This window comes from Streptomyces minutiscleroticus, from assembly GCF_014650875.1.
Classification (GTDB): domain Bacteria; phylum Actinomycetota; class Actinomycetes; order Streptomycetales; family Streptomycetaceae; genus Streptomyces; species Streptomyces minutiscleroticus.
Genome location: NZ_BMVU01000099.1, coordinates 1 through 16549 on the forward strand (window position 1 = coordinate 1; position 16549 = coordinate 16549).

Here is a 16549-nt window from a genome sequence, read left to right on the forward strand (position 1 = left end):
GCACCCCGGCGCCCGCCCGGACCGCGACCGTGCCGGTGCGCATCCCGGCCGCCCCCGTCCGCGCGGCGGCCCAGCGACTCGCCGCGTGAGCCCGCTCGTCTGACATACCGTCACGAGGCGGGTGGCGCCCGCTTCGTGACGGTGCGCTGTCCCGGTCCGGTGTTCCCCACGGTGGGCCCGGCCGGAAAGGCGGGAGGGGCGGCCGGAGCCTTCCCGTCCCGGCGGCGGTGTTCCGGGTGGCGGCCTCAGGAGGCGATGTCGGCGTCCAGCGGGTGGCCGAGCTCCCGGACGACGCCGGGCATCTCGCGCCGGAAGGCGGCCGTGTCGAGGCCGTCGTCCGTGACGACGGCCAGGAGGACCCGGTCGCCGACCGCGGTGACGACGACGTTCCCCGTGCTGCAGCGCGCGCTGACCTCCCGCATGACGCCCGTGCCCCCTGGTCGGCCAGCCGGTGCCCCAGCGAGAGCGTGGCGGCGGCGACGGCGGCCATGGACTCGGGGCGCGTCTCGCTGACGTCGGCGGCGACGACCAGTCCGTCGGCCGTGGCCAGGGTGCTTCCGGTGACGCCCATCACCTTGTCCCGGAAGCCGTCGGGGTCGGGTCGTGGAGCGTGGAACGTCGGGGCCGGGTCGTGGCGGACCCGGCCGTACCGGTGGCGCGGCCACCGAAACCGGGTCCCGCGGGCGAGGGTCGGTCCGCGGCGTCCGCGGCGCTGCCGGCCGGCTCGGGGATGTTCCTCCCGGGCGTACGGCGGGGGAGCGCTCCGACCGGGGCGGAGGCGGACCCGGCCGGGACGGCGCGCGGAGCGGTGCTCGGCGGGTGGTCCCGGGCGGGGCGGTGACGCCGCGTCAGCCCAGTGCGTCCGCGACCACCGACGCGGCCTGCGCGACGAGGGCGTCGTCGTACGCGGCGTCCGCGTCCTTGCGGTTCGACATGATCGACACCACGATCGGGGCGGTGTCGGGCGGCCACACCACGGCGATGTCGTTGCGGGTCCCGTAGGTGCCACCGGCGCCGGTCTTGTCCCCGACGGTCCAGTCCCCGGGCACGCCCGCCCGGATGAGCCCGTCCCCGGTGGTGTTGGTCCGCAGCCACTCGGTGAGCTGCGCGCGTTCGTCCTTCTCCAGGACGTCGCCGAGCACGAACGCGCGCAGGTCCTCCGCGAACGCCCGCGGTGTGGTCGTGTCCCGCCCCTCCCCGGGGGCCCAGTCGTTCAGTCCGGGCTCCTCGCGCTCCATCCGGGTCACGTCGTCCCCCATCCCCTCCAGTACGGCGTCGAGTCCCTTGGGCCCGCCGATCGCGTCGAGCAGCAGGTTGGCCGCGGTGTTGTCGCTGTGGCGGACGGCGGCGTCGCACAGTTCGCCCAAGGTCATCCCCGTGTCGACGTGCTTCCCGGTGACGGGGGAGAACTCGGCGAGGTCGTCCTCGGAGTACGTGATCACCTTGTCCATCCCCTCGAGGGAGTACTTGCGCAGCACGGCTCCCGCCGCCATCGCCTTGAAGGTCGAGGCGTAGGCGAACCGCTCACCGTCGTTGTGGGCGACCTCCTCCCCGGTGCCGGTGTGGACCGCGTAGACGCCGAGCCGCGCGTCGAACTTGCGCTCGAGGGCCTTCAGGTCGCGGGAGACCTCGGCCGCGGAGCCCTTGCCCGGAGCCGCGGACGCGCCGTCCTCCACGGCGGTGCCGCGGGCCGTCCCGTCCGCCTTCGTGCCGTCCGCCGGACCCTGGCCGCAGGCCGTGAGCGCTCCGAAGGAGACGAGCGGGGCCAGCAGGGCCGCCGTGAGCCGTCGTGCGCGCGTGTTGTCCATGGTCGTTACCTCCTGACGGGCCCGGGCACCGAGGGCAGCACAAGGCGGCGCAAAGCGGCGGCCCGGGGCGGAATCGTGCGGTGTGCCCACCCTCGCGCCGCGACTGCCATGCGGTCCAATACGCTGAGGTCCTTCTTCATGCTGTTTCGACATGGGTCCGGCGGTGCCGGACAGGCGGGCGGGGACCGTGGACCTGGTGGCGGCGTGCCGCGCGTTCGTCAGCGTCGGCGAACGCGGCAGCTTCACCGTCGGGGCGGCCGCCGCGGGCATGTCCCAGCCGGTGGCGAGCCGGCGCGTCGCCGCCCTCGAGAAGCGGTGGGGCGAGCAGCTCTTCGAGCGGGCTGCGCGGCGCGCCGTGCTCACCCCCTTCGGGCGCGACATGCTGCCGGCGGCGCGACGGGTCGTCCTGGCGGCCGACGTGCTGGAGCAGGACGCGCTCTCCGCCCGGCGCAAGCCGTGGCGGCTCGCCGTGCCGGGCGTCTGCTCCACGCTCGGCCTCGCCCGGCTCGTCGCCGAGGCCAGGGAGCACGGGATCGTGCTCGAACCCCGCGTGGTCCAGGCGCCGGCGGAGCGGGCCGAGCTGGTGCGCTCGCAGCAGGTGCGCGCCGCCCTGCTCGCGGTGGTGCCGGACGAGGCGACGTGGACCGTGCCGCTCGGCCTCGCCGCTGCCCGGGACCCGGACGTGCGGCGCGTGTACGTCGAGACCCTGCGGGTGGGCCGGACCGCGCCCGACCGGCCGCGCCGCATCTGGATCCAGCCGGAGGACGACGTGCCGCACATCCGCGACCCGCTGACGCGCCTGCGCGACGCGGTGGGGCTCAGGCCCTCCCAGCTCCGCGTCGCGCCCGACCTCATGACCGCGGCGGCGGAGGCACTGGCCTCGGACGACCTGCTGCTGTGCTCGCCGGCGCAGGCCGCCGAACTCGCCCTGCACTGGCGCCCCGTGGGGGAAATGGCCCCCGTACGCGGCTTCGCCCTGGCCGCGGCGGCCAGCGGCGATCCGCGCCGCATCCGGGAACGCCTGGGCGGCGCCATGGCCCGCTGCCTCGGAGCGGACCCGGGAGCGGACCCGGGAGCGGACCCGGGAGCGGACCCGGGAGCGGACCCGGCGGCCCGGACGGCGGCGCGTCCGGCGGCGCACCCGCCGCACGACGGAGGAGCGGGAACGGCATGAACACCGAGGCACTCCTGCGCGACATGCGCCTGCGTCTGGAGGAGGGCGGGCTGCACGCGAGCCTGCTCGTCCGGGACCTGCACACGGGGGAGGAGCTGGGCATCGACCCCGACCTCCGGATGCCCGCCGCCTCCCTGGTCAAGGTCCCCCTGGCGCTGGCGACGGCCGAGCGCGTCCGACGGGGCGAGCTCGACGGCTCGACCGCGCTCGACGTCGAACCCGGCCGGATCACCACGCCCGGCCCCACCGGTCTGAGCCGGTTCCGCCACCCGGTCCGGATCGCGATCGACGACCTGCTCTACCTCAGTACCTGCCTGAGCGACGGGACGGCCGCCGACGCGCTGTTCGCCCTCACCCCGCCCGCCCAGGTCGCGGGCATCCTCGCCGAACTGGGTATCCAGGGCATCTCGGTGCGGCACACCGTCCGCGACCTGAGCGAGACGCCCGCGGAGCGCTTCGCCCCCGAACAGGCGCACCTGGCGCACGCGCTCGCCATCGACGCGGGGACGAGCGGACGCGGCCACCGGGTGCCCCAGCTCGACGTCACCCGCGCCAACAGCGGCAGCGCCCGCGCCTACGTGGACCTGCTGCAGGCCCTGTGGACCCCGTCGGCGATCCACCCGGAGACGGCCGCCCGCGTACGCACCCTCATGGCGCACAACGTGCTGCGCCACCGGCTCGCCCCGGACTTCGTCTCCGACGCCTCCACCTGGTCGTCCAAGACCGGCACGCTGCTCAACCTCCGCCACGAGGCGGGGGTGGTCGAGCACGCCGACGGCCAGAGCTTCGCCGTCGCGGTCCTCACCGAGTCGCGCGTCCCCGCGAGCGCGCAGCCGGGCGCCGAGGCCCTGATGGCACAGGTGGCCCGGACACTGCGGGACCGGCTGCGGCAGTGGTGACCCGGCACTCGCCGGTGATCTGATCCCGCCGGTGACCCGGCACTCGCCGGTGATCTGATCCCGCAGGTGATCCGCCCTCGACGGTGAACCGACGTCCCCGGCCGGTCAGCGTGTCGGCGCGACGACGGACGGTGCGGCCGCGCCGACGGACCGTACGGCCGCCGCGACGAACGGTACGACGGGAGGCGCGACGCCGTCGTGCGCCCTCACACCGTCCACGGCTCCAGAGCCAGCACGGCGAACGTGGCCAGCCAGTGGTCGGTGGTGAAGTCGCCGCGTTCCACGGCGGGCAGGCCCGCCGCGAGGTGGGCCTCGGCCGCCTCGGCCAGGCGGGTGCGGACCGGTCCGTCCGGCAGGGCCCCGGCGACGGAGCGCAGCGCGGCCGCCCTGCTGAGGGCCAGGCCCAGCAGGTGGCCGATCTGCGGGTCGGCGTGGTCGGAGACGACCGGTACGTCCAGCAGCGGGCAGGGGGCGCCGGAGCGCAGGGCGGGCAGGAAGCAGTCGAGCCACCGCGCGAACCGCTCCTGCGGCAGCACCCTGCGCATCGCGTCGGCCTCGCTCAGCGCCGGGGACAGGAAGTCCTGCCCCGACGGCTCCCAGTGCGCGGGCGCGTCGTGGTCGTCGGCGAACCAGGACAGCAGGCGCTCCCGCACGGCCCGGTCGGTCGCGGGCGGCAGCTCCCCGGAGTCGAGGGCGAGCCCGAGCGCGAAGGCGCTGTTGGGATGGTTCCCGTGGCGTACGGGATAGGTCGCCTTCGGCAGCCAGCCAGCCAGCAGCCGGTCGACGGCGGCGACGCCCGGGGCCAGCGCCTCGGTCCAGCGGGCGCCCGCCGCGCCCCCGTACGCCCGGCACTCGGCGGCGAGCGCGAGCAGCCAGGCCCAGCCGTAGGGCCGCTCGAAGGAGGGGCGGTCCAGGAGGTAGGCGGCCTCGGCGGCGATGTTCTCGCGGGTGAGGTGCCGGTCGAGCGCGTCGGCGAGCGGCGCGGTGTCCGGCAGGGCGGGCGTGCCGCCGTGCCGGCGCAGCAGGCGGACGAGCAGCCAGTGCATGTGGACCGACGAGTGCCAGTCGTACGCGCCGTAGAAGGCCGGGTGCAGGGTGCGGGGCCGCGCTCGCTCGTCCGGCGAGGTGACCAGGTGGGCGGGGAAGTTGGGGTACTCGCGGGTGACGTTGGCGAGGGCGAGCCGGGCGAAGGGCGCCGCGTACCCGGTGAGCGGCATCAGTGGGTGGCCCCCTCGGTGACCTTCAGGTCCTCCCCGGCGGACGTGCGGGCGGCGGCGAGCAGCAGGGCGCGCACGCCGCGGGCGACCGTGGCGGGCTCCAGGGCGGGCGCGGTGCCGTCGGTGACCTGCTCCGGCGCCCAGGGCACATGCACGAAACCGCCCCGGACGTGCGGGAACTCGGTGGCGATGAGGTGGCCGAGGCCGTAGGCCACGTGGTTGCACACGAACGTGCCGGCGGTGTTGGACACGGCGGCCGGGACGCCGGCCTCGCGCATCGCGGCGACGCAGGCCTTGACCGGCAGGGTGGAGAAGTAGGCGGCGGGGCCGCCCGGGACCACGGGCTCGTCGATGGGCTGGTTGCCCGCGTTGTCGGGGATGCGGGCGTCGTCGACGTTGACGCCGACGCGCTCGACGGTGACGCCGGGGCGGCCGCCCGCCTGGCCCATGCACAGGACCAGGTCGGGCGTCGACGCCAGGACGGCCTCGCGCAGCGCGGGGATGGCCTCGCCGAAGACGCAGGGCAGTTCGGCGGCGGTGACCGTGAGCCCGGCGGGCGGCTCGGCGGCCACGAGGGAGGCCGCCTGCCAGGACGGGTTCACGCTCTCGCCGCCGAAGGGGGCGAAGCCGGTGATGAGGACGCGCGTCATGGTGCTTCCTTACGGGAGGGGGCGGGGCGCCGGGCCGCGGGGCCGGGGCGGATCAGAAGGCGAAGAGCGCCATGATCACGGTGCAGCAGACGAGCAGCGGGAGCGCCGTCGGGATCTGCGCCTTGATCGGTCCGTACTGGTCCTTCAGCTCCAGCAGCGTGGCCGGGACGATGTTGAAGTTGGCGGCCATGGGCGTGCAGAGCGTGCCGGCGAAACCGGCCAGCATGCCGATGGCGAGGACGGCCGGCGGGTTGCCGTGCATCTGCTCGATGAGGACGGGCCAGCCGATCGCCGCGGTCATCACGGGGAAGGCGGCGAAGGCGTTGCCCATGATCACGGTGAACAGGAACATGCCGAGGCAGTACGCGATCACGGCGAGGTACTTCGAGTCGTCGGGCAGGACGTCGTTGACGATGCTGCCGACCTGGGTGCCGACGCCGGCCAGGGCGAAGATCGAGCCGAGTACGGCCAGGAGCTGGGGGAGCAGCAGGGCCGAGCCCATCGCCTCCAGCATGGAGCGGCCGGAGTGGATCGGGACGGAGATCTTCTTCTCGCCGGTGACCAGCATGCCGACGACGAGGGCGGCGATGCACCCGACGCCGAGCCCGAGGAGCGTGGCCTTGCCGGTCTCGAACAGCCCGGACTCGTCGAGGACCGAGGCGCAGACGATGGCGACGAACGGGATGGTCAGGGCGGGGATGAAGATCTTGCTGCCCAGCCGGGAGGCGGAGGCCTCGCGCTGCTCGGCGGTGGTGGTGACGGGGACGCCCTTGCCCAGGAAGTTGCAGCCGGCGAGCACGATCAGGACGAGGACCGCGACGCCGAGCGGTTCGGCGGGCAGGGTCCAGCCGCCGTTCTCCGCCGTCGCGTTGGCGACGCCGGTGCCGTAGGGGAAGGTCAGCCCGAGCAGTCCCCAGAACGCGGCGGAGGTCCACCGCTTGGGGTTGCTGCGGTCGGCCGCCATCTGCACGGCCATGACGACGAAGACGAGGCCCACCAGCCAGTAGAGCCATTCGACCTTGATCACTTGTCGGCCCCCTTCGGAAGCGGCAGCTCGTTCTCGGCGGCGGCGAGCGCCATCTCGCGCTCCAGCTGCCGGTCCAGGAGCAGCAGGCGGGCGCCGTGGATGAGGAAGGCGCAGACGGCCAGCGGGATCGCCCACAGGGCCAGCTGCGTCGGCTCGATGTCCTGCTGGTAGGTCGAGTTCACGAAACCGGTGATCAGCAGGATGGAGCCGATGGCGATGAAGCAGTCCTCACCGAAGAAGAGGCCCACGGTGTCGGCCGCCGCGGAGTGGGAGCGCACCTTCTCGCGCAGGCGCTCGGGCAGCCTGGCGCCCGCCGAGCGCTCGGCGGCGGCCTCGGCCATGGGCGCGACGAGGGGCCGCACGGTCTGCGCGGGACCGCCGATGCTGTTGAGTCCGAGGGCCGCGGTGACCTGCCGGACCAGCAGGTAGACGGTGAGGAAGCGGCCCGCGCTGAGCTTCCCGAGCCGGCTGATGAGGTTGCGGGCCTGCTCGCGCAGGCCGTAGCGCTCCAGGAGGCCGATCACGGGGAGCACGATGGCGAAGACGGTGACCGAGCGGCTGTCGGCGAAGGACCGGCCGAAGGCCGCGAGGACCTCCAGGGGGTTCAGCTTGCCGAGCAGGCCGGTGACGATACCGGCGACGCCCACCACGAGGACGGGGTTGCGGCGCGTGACGAATCCGAGGATCACCACGACCACACCGAGAAGAACGATCATGCGGTGGCCTTCTTCAGGCGTAAGGGGCAGGGCACCAGGAACGGTACGGAGTCGGAGGTTCCGAATCCGTGGGGGATGCACGGACCCTAGGCGATCGTTGAACGATCGAACAAGAGGTGACTTCGACTCGTCACCGAAGAACGCCGGAATTCACCTCTTGTGGGATCGTTCAACAATCGTTTACGTTCAGCGTGTGATCGATCTGAACGCAGACCTCGGTGAAGGATTCGGCCGCTGGACCCTGACCGACGACGAAGCCCTGCTCTCCGTCGTCACCAGCGCCAACGTCGCCTGCGGCTTCCACGCCGGCGACCCCTCGGTGATGCGCCGCGTCTGCGACCTCGCCGCCGAGCGCGGGGTGCGGATCGGGGCGCAGGTCTCCTACCGCGACCTGGCCGGCTTCGGGCGGCGCGCCATGGACGTGCCCGGCGACGAGCTGGCCGCCGAGGTGGCGTACCAGATCGGGGCGCTGCGGGTCTTCGCCGAGGCGGCGGGGGCCGAGGTGGCGTACGTCAAGCCGCACGGCGCGCTCTACAATCGCACCGTCCACGACGCCGAGCAGGCCGCCGCCGTGGTGGCGGGCGTACGGCTCGCGGGCGGGGCGCTGCCCGTGCTCGGCCTGCCGGGGTCGCGGCTGCTCGCCGCCGCCGAGGACGCCGGGCTCGTCGGCGTGCCGGAGGCCTTCGCGGACCGCGCGTACACCCCCCAGGGCACGCTCGTGCCGCGCCGCGAGGCGGACTCCGTGGTGACCGACGAGGACGCGGTGGTGCGGCGCGCACTGGCGTTCGCGGTGGACGGCGAGGTCGAGGCCGTGGACGGGACGACCGTCACGGTCGCCGCCCGCTCGCTGTGCGTGCACGGCGACACCCCCGGCGCGGCCCGCATCGCGGTCCGGGTGCGCGAGGCGCTCCGGGCGGCGGGGGTCGAGGTCAGGGCGTTCGCATGACGGGGGACGCGGCGGAGCGCGCGGGCGGAAGCCCCGCGGGGAGCGCGACCCGGAACGCGGCGGGAAGCCTCGCCGAGAACGGCGCGGAGAGCGCGCCGGAGAGCCCCGCGGAGAACGCGGCGGAAGGCGGGGCGGGAAGCCTCGCGGGGAACGCGGCAGGACGCCGGGAAGGGAGCCGGCCGTCGTCCGTGCGCCCCGCCGGACGGCACGCGCTGCTCGTGGAGCTGCCGGATGCCGAGCGCACCGGGGCCTTCCACGCCGAGCTGCTGCGGCGGCGCGCGGCCGGGACCCTGCCGCCCGTCGAGGAGATCGTGCCGGGCGAGCGCACCGTCCTCCTGGACGGGGTGGCGGACCCGCAGGCGCTGGCCCGCCGGATCGCCGGCTGGGAGGTGCCGCCGGTGACCGCCGGTGACGGGGACGTCGTGGAGATCCCCGTGCGCTACGACGGGCCGGACCTGGCCGACGTGGCGGACCTGTGGGGCGTCGGGTCCGGGGAGGTCGCCGCACGGCACGCGTCGTACACGTACCGCGTCGCGTTCTGCGGCTTCGCCCCTGGCTTCGGCTACCTCACCGGGCTGCCCCCCGAGCTGCACGTGCCGCGTCGCGACACGCCCCGCACCCGGGTCCCCGCCGGAGCGGTGGCGCTGGCGGGCCCCTACAGCGCGGTGTACCCGCGCGCCACGCCGGGCGGCTGGCAGCTGATCGGCACCATGCCGGACCCGGCACCGCTGTGGGACCTCACGCGGGAGCGGCCCGCGCTCCTCACGCCGGGCACCCGGGTGCGCTTCGTCCCGCTGGGAGGTGCGGCATGACCGCCAAACTCACCGTCGTCCGCGCCGGCGCCCTCACCACGGTGCAGGACGAGGGCCGGCGCGGCCACGCCCACCTGGGCGTTCCGCGCTCCGGCGCGCTGGACGCCCCCGCGATGCGGCTCGCCAACCGGCTGCTCGGCAACGACCCCGGCGCCGCCGTCCTGGAGACCACCCTGACCGGCTGCGCCCTGCGGCCCGACCGCGACGTCGCCGTCGTGGTCGGCGGGGCGCCCTGCCCGGTGACGGTGGCCGGCCGGCCGGCGGCGTGGGGCGCGCCGGTGCGGGTGCCCGCGGGAGCGGTCCTGGACGTGGGCGGGGTCACGGCGGGCGTGCGCTCGTACGTGGCCGTCGCCGGGGGCGTCGCCGCCGAGCCCGTCCTCGGCAGCCGCTCCACCGACCTGCTCTCCGGCCTCGGCCCGGCGCCGCTGCGCGACGGGGACGTGCTCCCGGTGGGCACCCCCGGAGGACGGGCGCGGCAGCCCGTCGCGGCCCCCTGGCCGGGGCCGCCCGCCGAGCTGACCCTGCCGCTGCGGCCCGGCCCCCGCGCCGACTGGTTCACGCCGGGGGCGCTGCGCACCCTCACCTCGGCGACGTACCGCGTCTCCCCGCACAGCAACCGCATCGGCCTGCGCACCGAGGGGCCGTCGCTGGAACGTGCCTCGGCGGGCGAGCTGCCCAGCGAGGGCATGGTCCTCGGCGCGGTGCAGGTGCCCCCCGACGGGCGCCCGGTGGTGTTCCTGCACGACCACCCGACGACGGGCGGCTACCCCGTGATCGCGGTCGTCGCGGAGGAGGCCCTCGCGGCGGCGGCCCAGGCCGTGGTCGGGGCTCCGGTGCGCTTCACGCTCGGCTAGCCGCGGGCGGGACGGGCGGTTCCGGGCCGTCGGCACACCGTGTGCCGGCGTACGGGGTGAAGCGGGCGGGAGCGTGGTCGACGGGCAGCCCGGGGCGCCAGGCGGTGAGGATCCGCGCACTGCACTCGAACAGGCCCTGCGGAAGGCGGTCCGGGCTCCACCAGCGCCGGTCGCCGACCCGCTCGTCCGGCTGGTCGGCGGGCCGCCCCCCGCCACGCGGCCACGACGGCGCCGACGATGACGCGCACCACCTCGCCGACGTGGTCGACCAGCGTGCCCAGCAGCGCCACGTCCTCGGGACGGGCCCGCAGCCCGGTCTCCTCGGCGAGCTCCCGCACGACGGTCTCCCGAAGGGACTCCCCGGGCTCGACGGTGCCACCGGGCAGCTCCCGGGTCCCGCGGTGGTGCCGCCCCAGCAGCACCCCCTGCTCGCCGAGGACGACGGCCCCGACCTCGATCGCGGCGTGCGGCACGGCCGGCCGACCGTCCCGGGGGCGGCCGGGGACGCGGCCGGGCGGAACGGCGTGCTGACGCCGGGAGAGGGACAGGCCCTCCTGGTCCCCGGACTGCGCGGTCGACTCTGTTCCTCTCGTGGGGCGTGCGGGGAACCAGGAGGCCCGGTGCGGAGGTCGTACGATCCCGAAGAGGGACCGGAGAGGGGAAGGACCGACAGCATGATCATTTTTGGTACCAAGGGATATCTGTACCAGCTCGCCGTACTGACGCTGGTGTGCGGCCGCTGCGGCAACCCTTCCGCGCACACGCTCAGGAAGCGCGTCACGAAGTTCACACTCTTCTTCGTACCGCTGTTCCCGATCTCGACGAAGTACGCGACGCAGTGCACCTTCTGCGGGGCGGAGCAGAAGGTGACCAAGGAGCAGGCGGAGCAGCTGCCGGCGCAGGGCGCGGGCGGCCCCGGCGGTCAGCCGTACGGGCAGACGCAGCAGCAGCCGTACCAGTCCTGAACCGTATTTCATGCGACTCGCCGCCGGTTCCGGATCTACGATCACCCGGCACGATCGGATCCGGACGGGGGCGGCCATGAACGATGACGTCGGGAGTGGGACGGCGGCTGCCGTGCGGCTCGCGGAAGGTGCGCCCCTGCGCGCCGTACTGAGTGTGACCGACCCCGCCGCGTGGCTCGCGCTGGACGCGGGAGTGCGATGGGCGCCCTGGTACCCGCAGGGGGCCAGGCCGGAGTGGGAGTACGTGGCCCCGTCGCCCGTCGGTCCGGCCCGGTCCGGCGCGTCACGGAACGAGGAGTCGCGGACCGGTGGATCGCGCCCCGACGAGCAGCTCGACGAGTCACGGCTCGCACTCGCCCTCTGCCACCGCGACGGGCGGATCCGTGAGGCTGCGGTGCACCGCGCGACGCGTCACCCCGGCCTGCTGCCCCTGATCGCGGTCCGCTGCACCGACTGGGCCGCACCGGTGCGCGAACGGGCCCGGGAGGCGCTGCGCGAGGCACTGGACGCGGACACCGCCGTCGGCCTGGCGCCGCTGCTGCTCCGGCTCGGCCACCGCGACAGAGGGGCCTTCGGCGTCGAACTGCTCGAGGAGGTCCTGCGCGGCGCGTCCCGCGAGCGGTTCACCGCCCTCTTCGCCGCGCCCGACCGCACGGTGCGGCGGTTCGCGTACCGCTCGGCCGTCGGACGCGGGCTGCTCACCCCCGCCGAACTGGCCCGCACGGCGGCCCGGGACGAGGACACCGTCGTCCAGGACCTGTGCGCCACGGCGGCGCTCGCGACCTTGCGGGACAAGGACCAGGACGAGGGGGAGGACGCGCACGCCGGCCGGTGCGCGTACGAGGACGAGCGTGCGTACGGGGACGAGCGTCCGTACGACGACGAGCGTGCGGGTGACGACGAGCGTGCGGGTGACGACGAGGGCGCGTACGAGGCCACGCCTGCGTACGTCGACGTCGTGGTCCCGCTGCTGGGCGCGCGCAACCCCCGTACCCGTTCGGCCGGTGTCACCGCGCTGCGGAAGGTGGGACGGCGGGACCGGGCGGAGCCGTTCCTGGGCGACCGGTCCGCGCTCGTCCGCGCCTGCGCCCGGTACGTGGTGCGCCGGCTCGGCGGCGATCCGGTCGCCTGGTACCGGGCGAGGTGCGCGGCGCCCGACGGTGCCGGGCCGCCGCCCGGCGCGGTCGTCGGGCTGGCCGAGTACGGTGACCGCGCGGACGCCGGGCTGCTGTGGCCGCTGCTCGCGCACCCGGTGGCCGCGGTGCGCGCACGGGCGGTGGCGGGGCTGCGGGCGCTGGACGTCACGGACGCGGAGCGGCTGCGCCCGCTGCTCGACGACCCGGCTCCCGGCGTCGTGCGCGAGGCCGTCGCCTCCCTGCTGCCGTCGGCGCGGCAGCTGCCCGCCGACCGGCTGATGGAGCGCACCGGGCCCGCGTGGCCGCGGCACGTCCGGGTCGCCGCGTTCCGGCTGCTGGACGCGTGCGGCGGGATCGTGGCGCTGCGTGCCGCGGTCGGGCTCCTGGAGGACCCGGACACCAAGCTGCGCACCCGGGCCGGGCAGTCCGTGCAACGCTGGCACCCGTCCGCGGACGTGCGGCACGGGGACCCGGAGGTGGGCAGGCTGCTCGACCGCGGCCGGCACCTCTTCAGCGACTACGTGCTGACGCGGCGCAAGTGGGAGGCCGGACTGACCGGCTGAGGCCGTCCGGGAGCAGGGAACGACACGTTCGGCGTACGGAAGGCGATGCGGTGAGCCAGTACTTCGACCTCGGCGAGGAGACCCTCCGGACCGAACCGTCCGATGGTTCACGGCCGGGGATCGGTGCGCTGCCACCGTGGGCGTGCGTCGCTGCCGCGGCGACCGGCGACGGAGGCGCAGCGCGGGCACTGGCGCTGGACCCTGTCCGCCGCCCCGCCGGACTCGGGGAAGGTGTCCTGCCAGGTGACGTGCGGGAAGCGGGTCAGCCGGGAGCGGCTGAGGGAGAGCCCGCAGACGGTCTGGTTCAGCCCCTGCTCCCAGGCGTGCACCTCGCCGGCGGGCAGCCGGCGGCGGCCCTCCTCCTCGTCGGTCCACTGTCCGGAGGCGGCGACGGCGTACTGCTTGGTGCGTGAACGTTCGTACCTGGTCATCGCGTACCGCTCCTGGATCGGGGGTCGTACAGCGGACGCGTTCCCTGCCTGCCAGGAGGTAAGCCTCGCGCCCTGCGGACCGCCGGCCGCCGCCTGCTCGCGAGCGAAGGATTCCGAACGACGGGCCCCGGACGACGGGCCCCGGACGACAGGTCCCGAACGGTGGGACTCGCGCCACGGCTCCGCCGTCCTGCGGATGACCGTGCGGCGGAAATGTACGAACGTACATTCAAGAGTGTACGGTCGTACGCATGCCGACGGACCACTTCGCGGGCGACCCGCGGACGAACTACGAGCGGATGCTCGCGGGTGACCTGTACATCGCCGACGATCCGGAGATCGCCCGGCGGCAGCAGCGCGCGATGCGGCTGGCCGCCCGCTACGAGGCCGCCTACTTCGAGGACGCCGGCACCGCCCGGCCGCTCCTGGCCGAACTGCTCGCCTCCGTGGGCGAGGGCGTCGACGTACGGCCCCCGCTCCGCGTCGACTACGGCAGCAACATCACCATCGGGGCCCGCACCTTCGTCAACTACAACCTCACCGCACTGGACGTCGCCGCCGTCACGATCGGCGAGGACTGCCAGATCGGGCCGAACGTCCAGCTGCTCACCCCCACCCACCCGGTGGAGCCGCAGCCCAGACGCGACAAGCTGGAGGCCGCACTCCCGATCACCATCGGTGACAACGTGTGGCTCGGCGGCGGCGCGATCGTGCTGCCCGGAGTGACGATCGGGGACAACTCCGTCGTCGGCGCCGGCGCGGTCGTCACCAAGGACGTGCCCGCCGGCACCGTCGTCGTGGGCAACCCCGCCCGCCCGGCCCGCACCCTCTGACCCCGCCTTCGTCATGGCGACCGGACACACCGACCCGCAGCGGCGCGAGCGCATCCTCGCCGCCGCGCTCGACGTGATCGCCGAGGAAGGCGTCGCGGGCGTCTCCCACCGCAAGATCGCCGCCCGCGCCGGTGTGCCGCTCGGCTCGACGACGTACCACTTCGACGGCATCGACGACCTGCTGCGCCAGGCGTTCGGACGGTTCAGCGACCGCATCGTCGCCGTCTTCGAGACGCACCTGGCGCGCGCCGGTGACACCGACCAGGCCCGCGAGGCCGTCACCGACCTCGTCCACACACTGTCCGAAGGGCCCCGCAGGGATCTGCTCCTCACCCACGAGCTCTACACCCTGGCCGCACGCCGCCCGGAGTACCGGGAGCTGACACAGGAATGGATGGCGCGCAGCCGCCGGCTGCTGGAGCGGCACTTCCCGCGGGACACCGCCCGCCAGCTCGACGCCCTGATCGAAGGGCTGACCCTGCACCGTGCCCTGACCGGCAGCCCGCACGACCGCGAGCTGACGCGGCAGGCCGTCGCGCGCATCACCGCCACCGGATGAGCCGGTGCCCCTCGACGCCCCGTGGGGCGCGGACCTGACGCCGCGTCCCACGGGGTGACGGCCGGCAAGGACCGGCGTCTCCCGGGAAGAGGGTGTCTCCTCGGAAAGAAGGCGTCCCCTCAAGGAGAAGCGGCCACGCGTACGCGGCTGCTCTCGTGGTCGGAGAGGAACGAGGCCAGTTCCTCGCCCTGTCCGGCGACGGCGTCGCGGTCGGCCGGGGAGAGGGGGCGCAGCGGGGTGACGGCCACGGTACCGGCGTCCACGGTCCAGGTCGCGGCGACCCGGCCGTCGACCAGGACGACGCGCTCGCCGGCGACGGAGAGGCCGCGGTGGGCGTCGTCGATGATCCGGCCGCGGTCGTGGTAGCCGAGGATCGCGTTGTCGAACGCCGGCAGGAACCGCACCGGGGCGGGTGTGCCGGGGTCGGGGCGCGGCGCGCCGGGGAGGTCGAGCAGCTCGCGTCCGCGTGCGTCGCGGAAGGAGACCAGTTCCCCGCGCACCGCGGCCACCGCGGCGGGGAGGCCCGCGAGGCCGCACCAGGCGCGCAGGTCGGCCGAGGCCGCGGGACCGTACGCGGCCAGGTAGCGCCGTACCAGGGCCCGCCCGACCGGGTCGGAGCCGTCCGGGGCGGGCGGGTCGACGTCACGGCCGAGCCAGGAGGAGAGCAGGACGTTGCGCACGCCCGCCCTGGTGCGCCACAGCCCTCGGGGAGGCGTCTGCGCCACCGGTACGAGGGCGGCGACCAGCATCTCGCCGAGCGCCCTCCTGCCCGGTGCCGGCCAACGCCCGTCGACGGCCCGTACGAGCTCGCTCATGGTGCGGGGCTCGCCGTCGGCCATCACCTCCCGTCCCGCCGCGGCGAGTTCGGCCAGGTCCACCCCTTCGAGCTCGCGGCGGTAGGTGCCGAGGACCCGCTGGCGCAGCATGGCGTCGAACCGGGTCCGCCAGGCGAGGACGTCGTCGGCGGTGACCAGGTGCACGGTGCGGCGCATGAGGTGGGTCCGCACCACGTGCCGCCCGGTCAGCAGGTCCGAGAGCGCCGACGGGGCGAACGCGCGCAGCCGCGACCACAGGCCGACGAACGGCTCCTGCGGTTCCTGCGCCTGGAGGCCGCAGAGGTGCGCGACGGCGTCGAGGACCGGCACGTCGGCGCGGTCGAGCAGCAACTGGCGGGCGAGCGTCGCGCGGTTGAGCGCCCGGTCGTCGAGGACGGTCACCGGGCCACCGCCGCACGCCCGCCGGCCGGCCGCGGCCGCGGTGCCGCGAGTCCGGCGGCCGGTCGCGTCGCGGGTCCGGCGGCCGGTGGTGTCGCGGGTCCGGCGGCCGGTGGTGTGCGGGGCACGCCGACGGGACCGGCGTCCGTCCCGGGTGCCACGGCCCTGTCCCGTCCCAGTGCGCGCTTGTTCAAGGTGGTGTCGTTCCCTTCGGGTCCGTACGGGGACGGTTCCGCCGGGCGGCGGCCGGATTCTTCGGCCGTCCCCACCGTTCCGGCCGCTCTCGTCGTTCCTGACGTGCTCGTCGTGCTCGTACGCCACGTCCGTCGTGCTCGTACGTCCGTCGTGCTCGACGTCCGGCGCGAGAACCACCCTCGCAGGGGAAGAGGTCAGGATGTGTCCGTTGTGCGGGGCGCCGTCGGCGTCGTGCCGAAGACCTCGGCACGACCGCTGTCACGGCTCTCCGCGCTGCAGGCGCGTCGGGAACGGCCGGGGCGCTCCTGACCGAAAGGCGGCACGTCGGTCCGCGCACCGCCGCCGCGACGCCGACCGCCCGACAGCGGCCGTCGAAGGGCCCGACGGAGGCCACCGGCTCGGCGGCGGTACCGAGCCGCCGCGGTTGCCGTCGGACGACGACCGGGCCCTGGCCCTCACCGTCGCGCTGCGGACCGCCGTCGCCACCGGTGCGTGGACAGTGGACGAGCCGGTGGACACGGAGCCGCGCCCGCCGCGGGACGGCGGCGGG

Annotated in this window: 17 protein-coding genes and 2 pseudogenes; 9 read left to right on the forward strand and 10 right to left on the reverse strand. The window is 75.2% G+C overall.

The features are described from left to right. Positions 1-245: 245 nt before the first annotated feature. The 3 genes and pseudogenes from IE271_RS43745 to bla form a co-directional block, all read right to left on the reverse strand. Entirely contained in the window at positions 246-422 is a 177-nt protein-coding gene (locus IE271_RS43745; RefSeq protein WP_308435253.1) for a roadblock/LC7 domain-containing protein, read from the reverse strand. A gap of 77 nt (positions 423-499) precedes the next feature. Then, a pseudogene (locus tag IE271_RS43750) lies at positions 500-571 on the reverse strand (roadblock/LC7 domain-containing protein); the annotation flags it as partial. Between the two features lie 277 nt (positions 572-848). Next, entirely contained in the window at positions 849-1808 is a 960-nt protein-coding gene (gene bla / locus IE271_RS38250; protein ID WP_190195066.1) for a class A beta-lactamase, read from the reverse strand. 151 nt (positions 1809-1959) lie between these two features. Between bla and IE271_RS38255 the strand changes: the two genes are divergently transcribed. Next, positions 1960-2982, forward strand: coding sequence for a LysR family transcriptional regulator (locus tag IE271_RS38255; protein WP_229919888.1), 1023 nt, complete (start codon positions 1960-1962; stop codon positions 2980-2982). Beyond that, positions 2979-3881, forward strand: a complete 903-nt coding sequence (locus IE271_RS38260; protein WP_190195067.1) for a serine hydrolase — start codon at positions 2979-2981, stop codon at positions 3879-3881. Before IE271_RS38255 ends, IE271_RS38260 begins: the two co-directional genes overlap by 4 nt. 206 nt (positions 3882-4087) lie before the next feature. Here the strand turns inward: IE271_RS38260 and IE271_RS38265 are convergent, their stop codons facing one another. Genes IE271_RS38265 through IE271_RS38280 form a run of 4 tightly spaced genes read right to left on the reverse strand, consistent with a single transcriptional unit; the run spans position 4088 to position 7491 of the window. Then, positions 4088-5098, reverse strand: a complete 1011-nt coding sequence (locus tag IE271_RS38265) for a DUF2891 domain-containing protein (RefSeq protein ID WP_190195068.1) — start codon at positions 5096-5098, stop codon at positions 4088-4090. Next, positions 5098-5748 carry a pyroglutamyl-peptidase I gene (pcp, locus tag IE271_RS38270; RefSeq protein ID WP_190195069.1) on the reverse strand — a complete coding sequence of 217 codons (651 nt, stop codon included), beginning with the start codon at positions 5746-5748 and terminating at the stop codon, positions 5098-5100. The genes IE271_RS38265 and pcp overlap by 1 nt, the downstream gene beginning before the upstream one ends. Before the next feature lie 52 nt (positions 5749-5800). Then, on the reverse strand, positions 5801-6775 hold the full coding sequence (locus IE271_RS38275; RefSeq protein WP_190195070.1) for a DUF979 domain-containing protein: 975 nt from the start codon (positions 6773-6775) through the stop codon (positions 5801-5803). After that, the gene (locus tag IE271_RS38280; protein ID WP_190195071.1) at positions 6772-7491 is read right to left on the reverse strand and encodes a DUF969 domain-containing protein; all 720 of its coding nucleotides are present in this window, start codon (positions 7489-7491) and stop codon (positions 6772-6774) included. Before IE271_RS38280 ends, IE271_RS38275 begins: the two co-directional genes overlap by 4 nt. Before the next feature lie 193 nt (positions 7492-7684). On the opposite strand from IE271_RS38280, the gene IE271_RS38285 reads away from it, so the two are divergent. The 3 genes from IE271_RS38285 (at position 7685) to IE271_RS38295 (ending at position 10103) form a co-directional block, all read left to right on the forward strand. Then, the gene (locus IE271_RS38285; protein ID WP_190195072.1) at positions 7685-8437 is read left to right on the forward strand and encodes a LamB/YcsF family protein; all 753 of its coding nucleotides are present in this window, start codon (positions 7685-7687) and stop codon (positions 8435-8437) included. Between the two features lie 188 nt (positions 8438-8625). Then, a complete protein-coding gene (locus IE271_RS38290; protein ID WP_190195073.1) occupies positions 8626-9249 on the forward strand; it encodes a 5-oxoprolinase subunit B family protein in 624 nt (207 codons plus the stop codon). Next, positions 9246-10103 (forward strand): 5-oxoprolinase subunit C family protein, encoded by an 858-nt coding sequence (locus IE271_RS38295; protein ID WP_190195074.1) that lies wholly within the window; start codon positions 9246-9248, stop codon positions 10101-10103. Before IE271_RS38290 ends, IE271_RS38295 begins: the two co-directional genes overlap by 4 nt. Here the strand turns inward: IE271_RS38295 and IE271_RS43755 are convergent. Continuing rightward, a pseudogene (locus tag IE271_RS43755) lies at positions 10090-10618 on the reverse strand (NUDIX hydrolase); the annotation flags it as partial. The gene IE271_RS38295 and the pseudogene IE271_RS43755 overlap by 14 nt on opposite strands. A gap of 159 nt (positions 10619-10777) precedes the next feature. Here IE271_RS43755 and IE271_RS38305 point away from each other — a divergent pair. Beyond that, positions 10778-11068 (forward strand): zinc-ribbon domain-containing protein, encoded by a 291-nt coding sequence (locus IE271_RS38305; RefSeq protein ID WP_190195075.1) that lies wholly within the window; start codon positions 10778-10780, stop codon positions 11066-11068. Between the two features lie 76 nt (positions 11069-11144). Then, the gene (locus tag IE271_RS42925) at positions 11145-12767 is read left to right on the forward strand and encodes a hypothetical protein (RefSeq protein ID WP_229919889.1); all 1623 of its coding nucleotides are present in this window, start codon (positions 11145-11147) and stop codon (positions 12765-12767) included. A 107-nt stretch (positions 12768-12874) separates the two neighbouring features. On the opposite strand, the gene IE271_RS38315 is transcribed toward IE271_RS42925, so the two are convergent. After that, a complete protein-coding gene (locus tag IE271_RS38315; protein WP_190195076.1) occupies positions 12875-13198 on the reverse strand; it encodes a hypothetical protein in 324 nt (107 codons plus the stop codon). A 251-nt stretch (positions 13199-13449) separates the two neighbouring features. On the opposite strand from IE271_RS38315, the gene IE271_RS38320 reads away from it, so the two are divergent. Next, positions 13450-14031 (forward strand): sugar O-acetyltransferase, encoded by a 582-nt coding sequence (locus IE271_RS38320; protein WP_190195077.1) that lies wholly within the window; start codon positions 13450-13452, stop codon positions 14029-14031. A 13-nt stretch (positions 14032-14044) separates the two neighbouring features. Then, a complete protein-coding gene (locus IE271_RS38325; protein ID WP_190195078.1) occupies positions 14045-14590 on the forward strand; it encodes a TetR/AcrR family transcriptional regulator in 546 nt (181 codons plus the stop codon). Between the two features lie 119 nt (positions 14591-14709). Here the strand turns inward: IE271_RS38325 and IE271_RS38330 are convergent, their stop codons facing one another. After that, positions 14710-15807 carry a winged helix DNA-binding domain-containing protein gene (locus tag IE271_RS38330; protein ID WP_190195079.1) on the reverse strand — a complete coding sequence of 366 codons (1098 nt, stop codon included), beginning with the start codon at positions 15805-15807 and terminating at the stop codon, positions 14710-14712. Between the last annotated feature and the right edge of the window lie 742 nt (positions 15808-16549).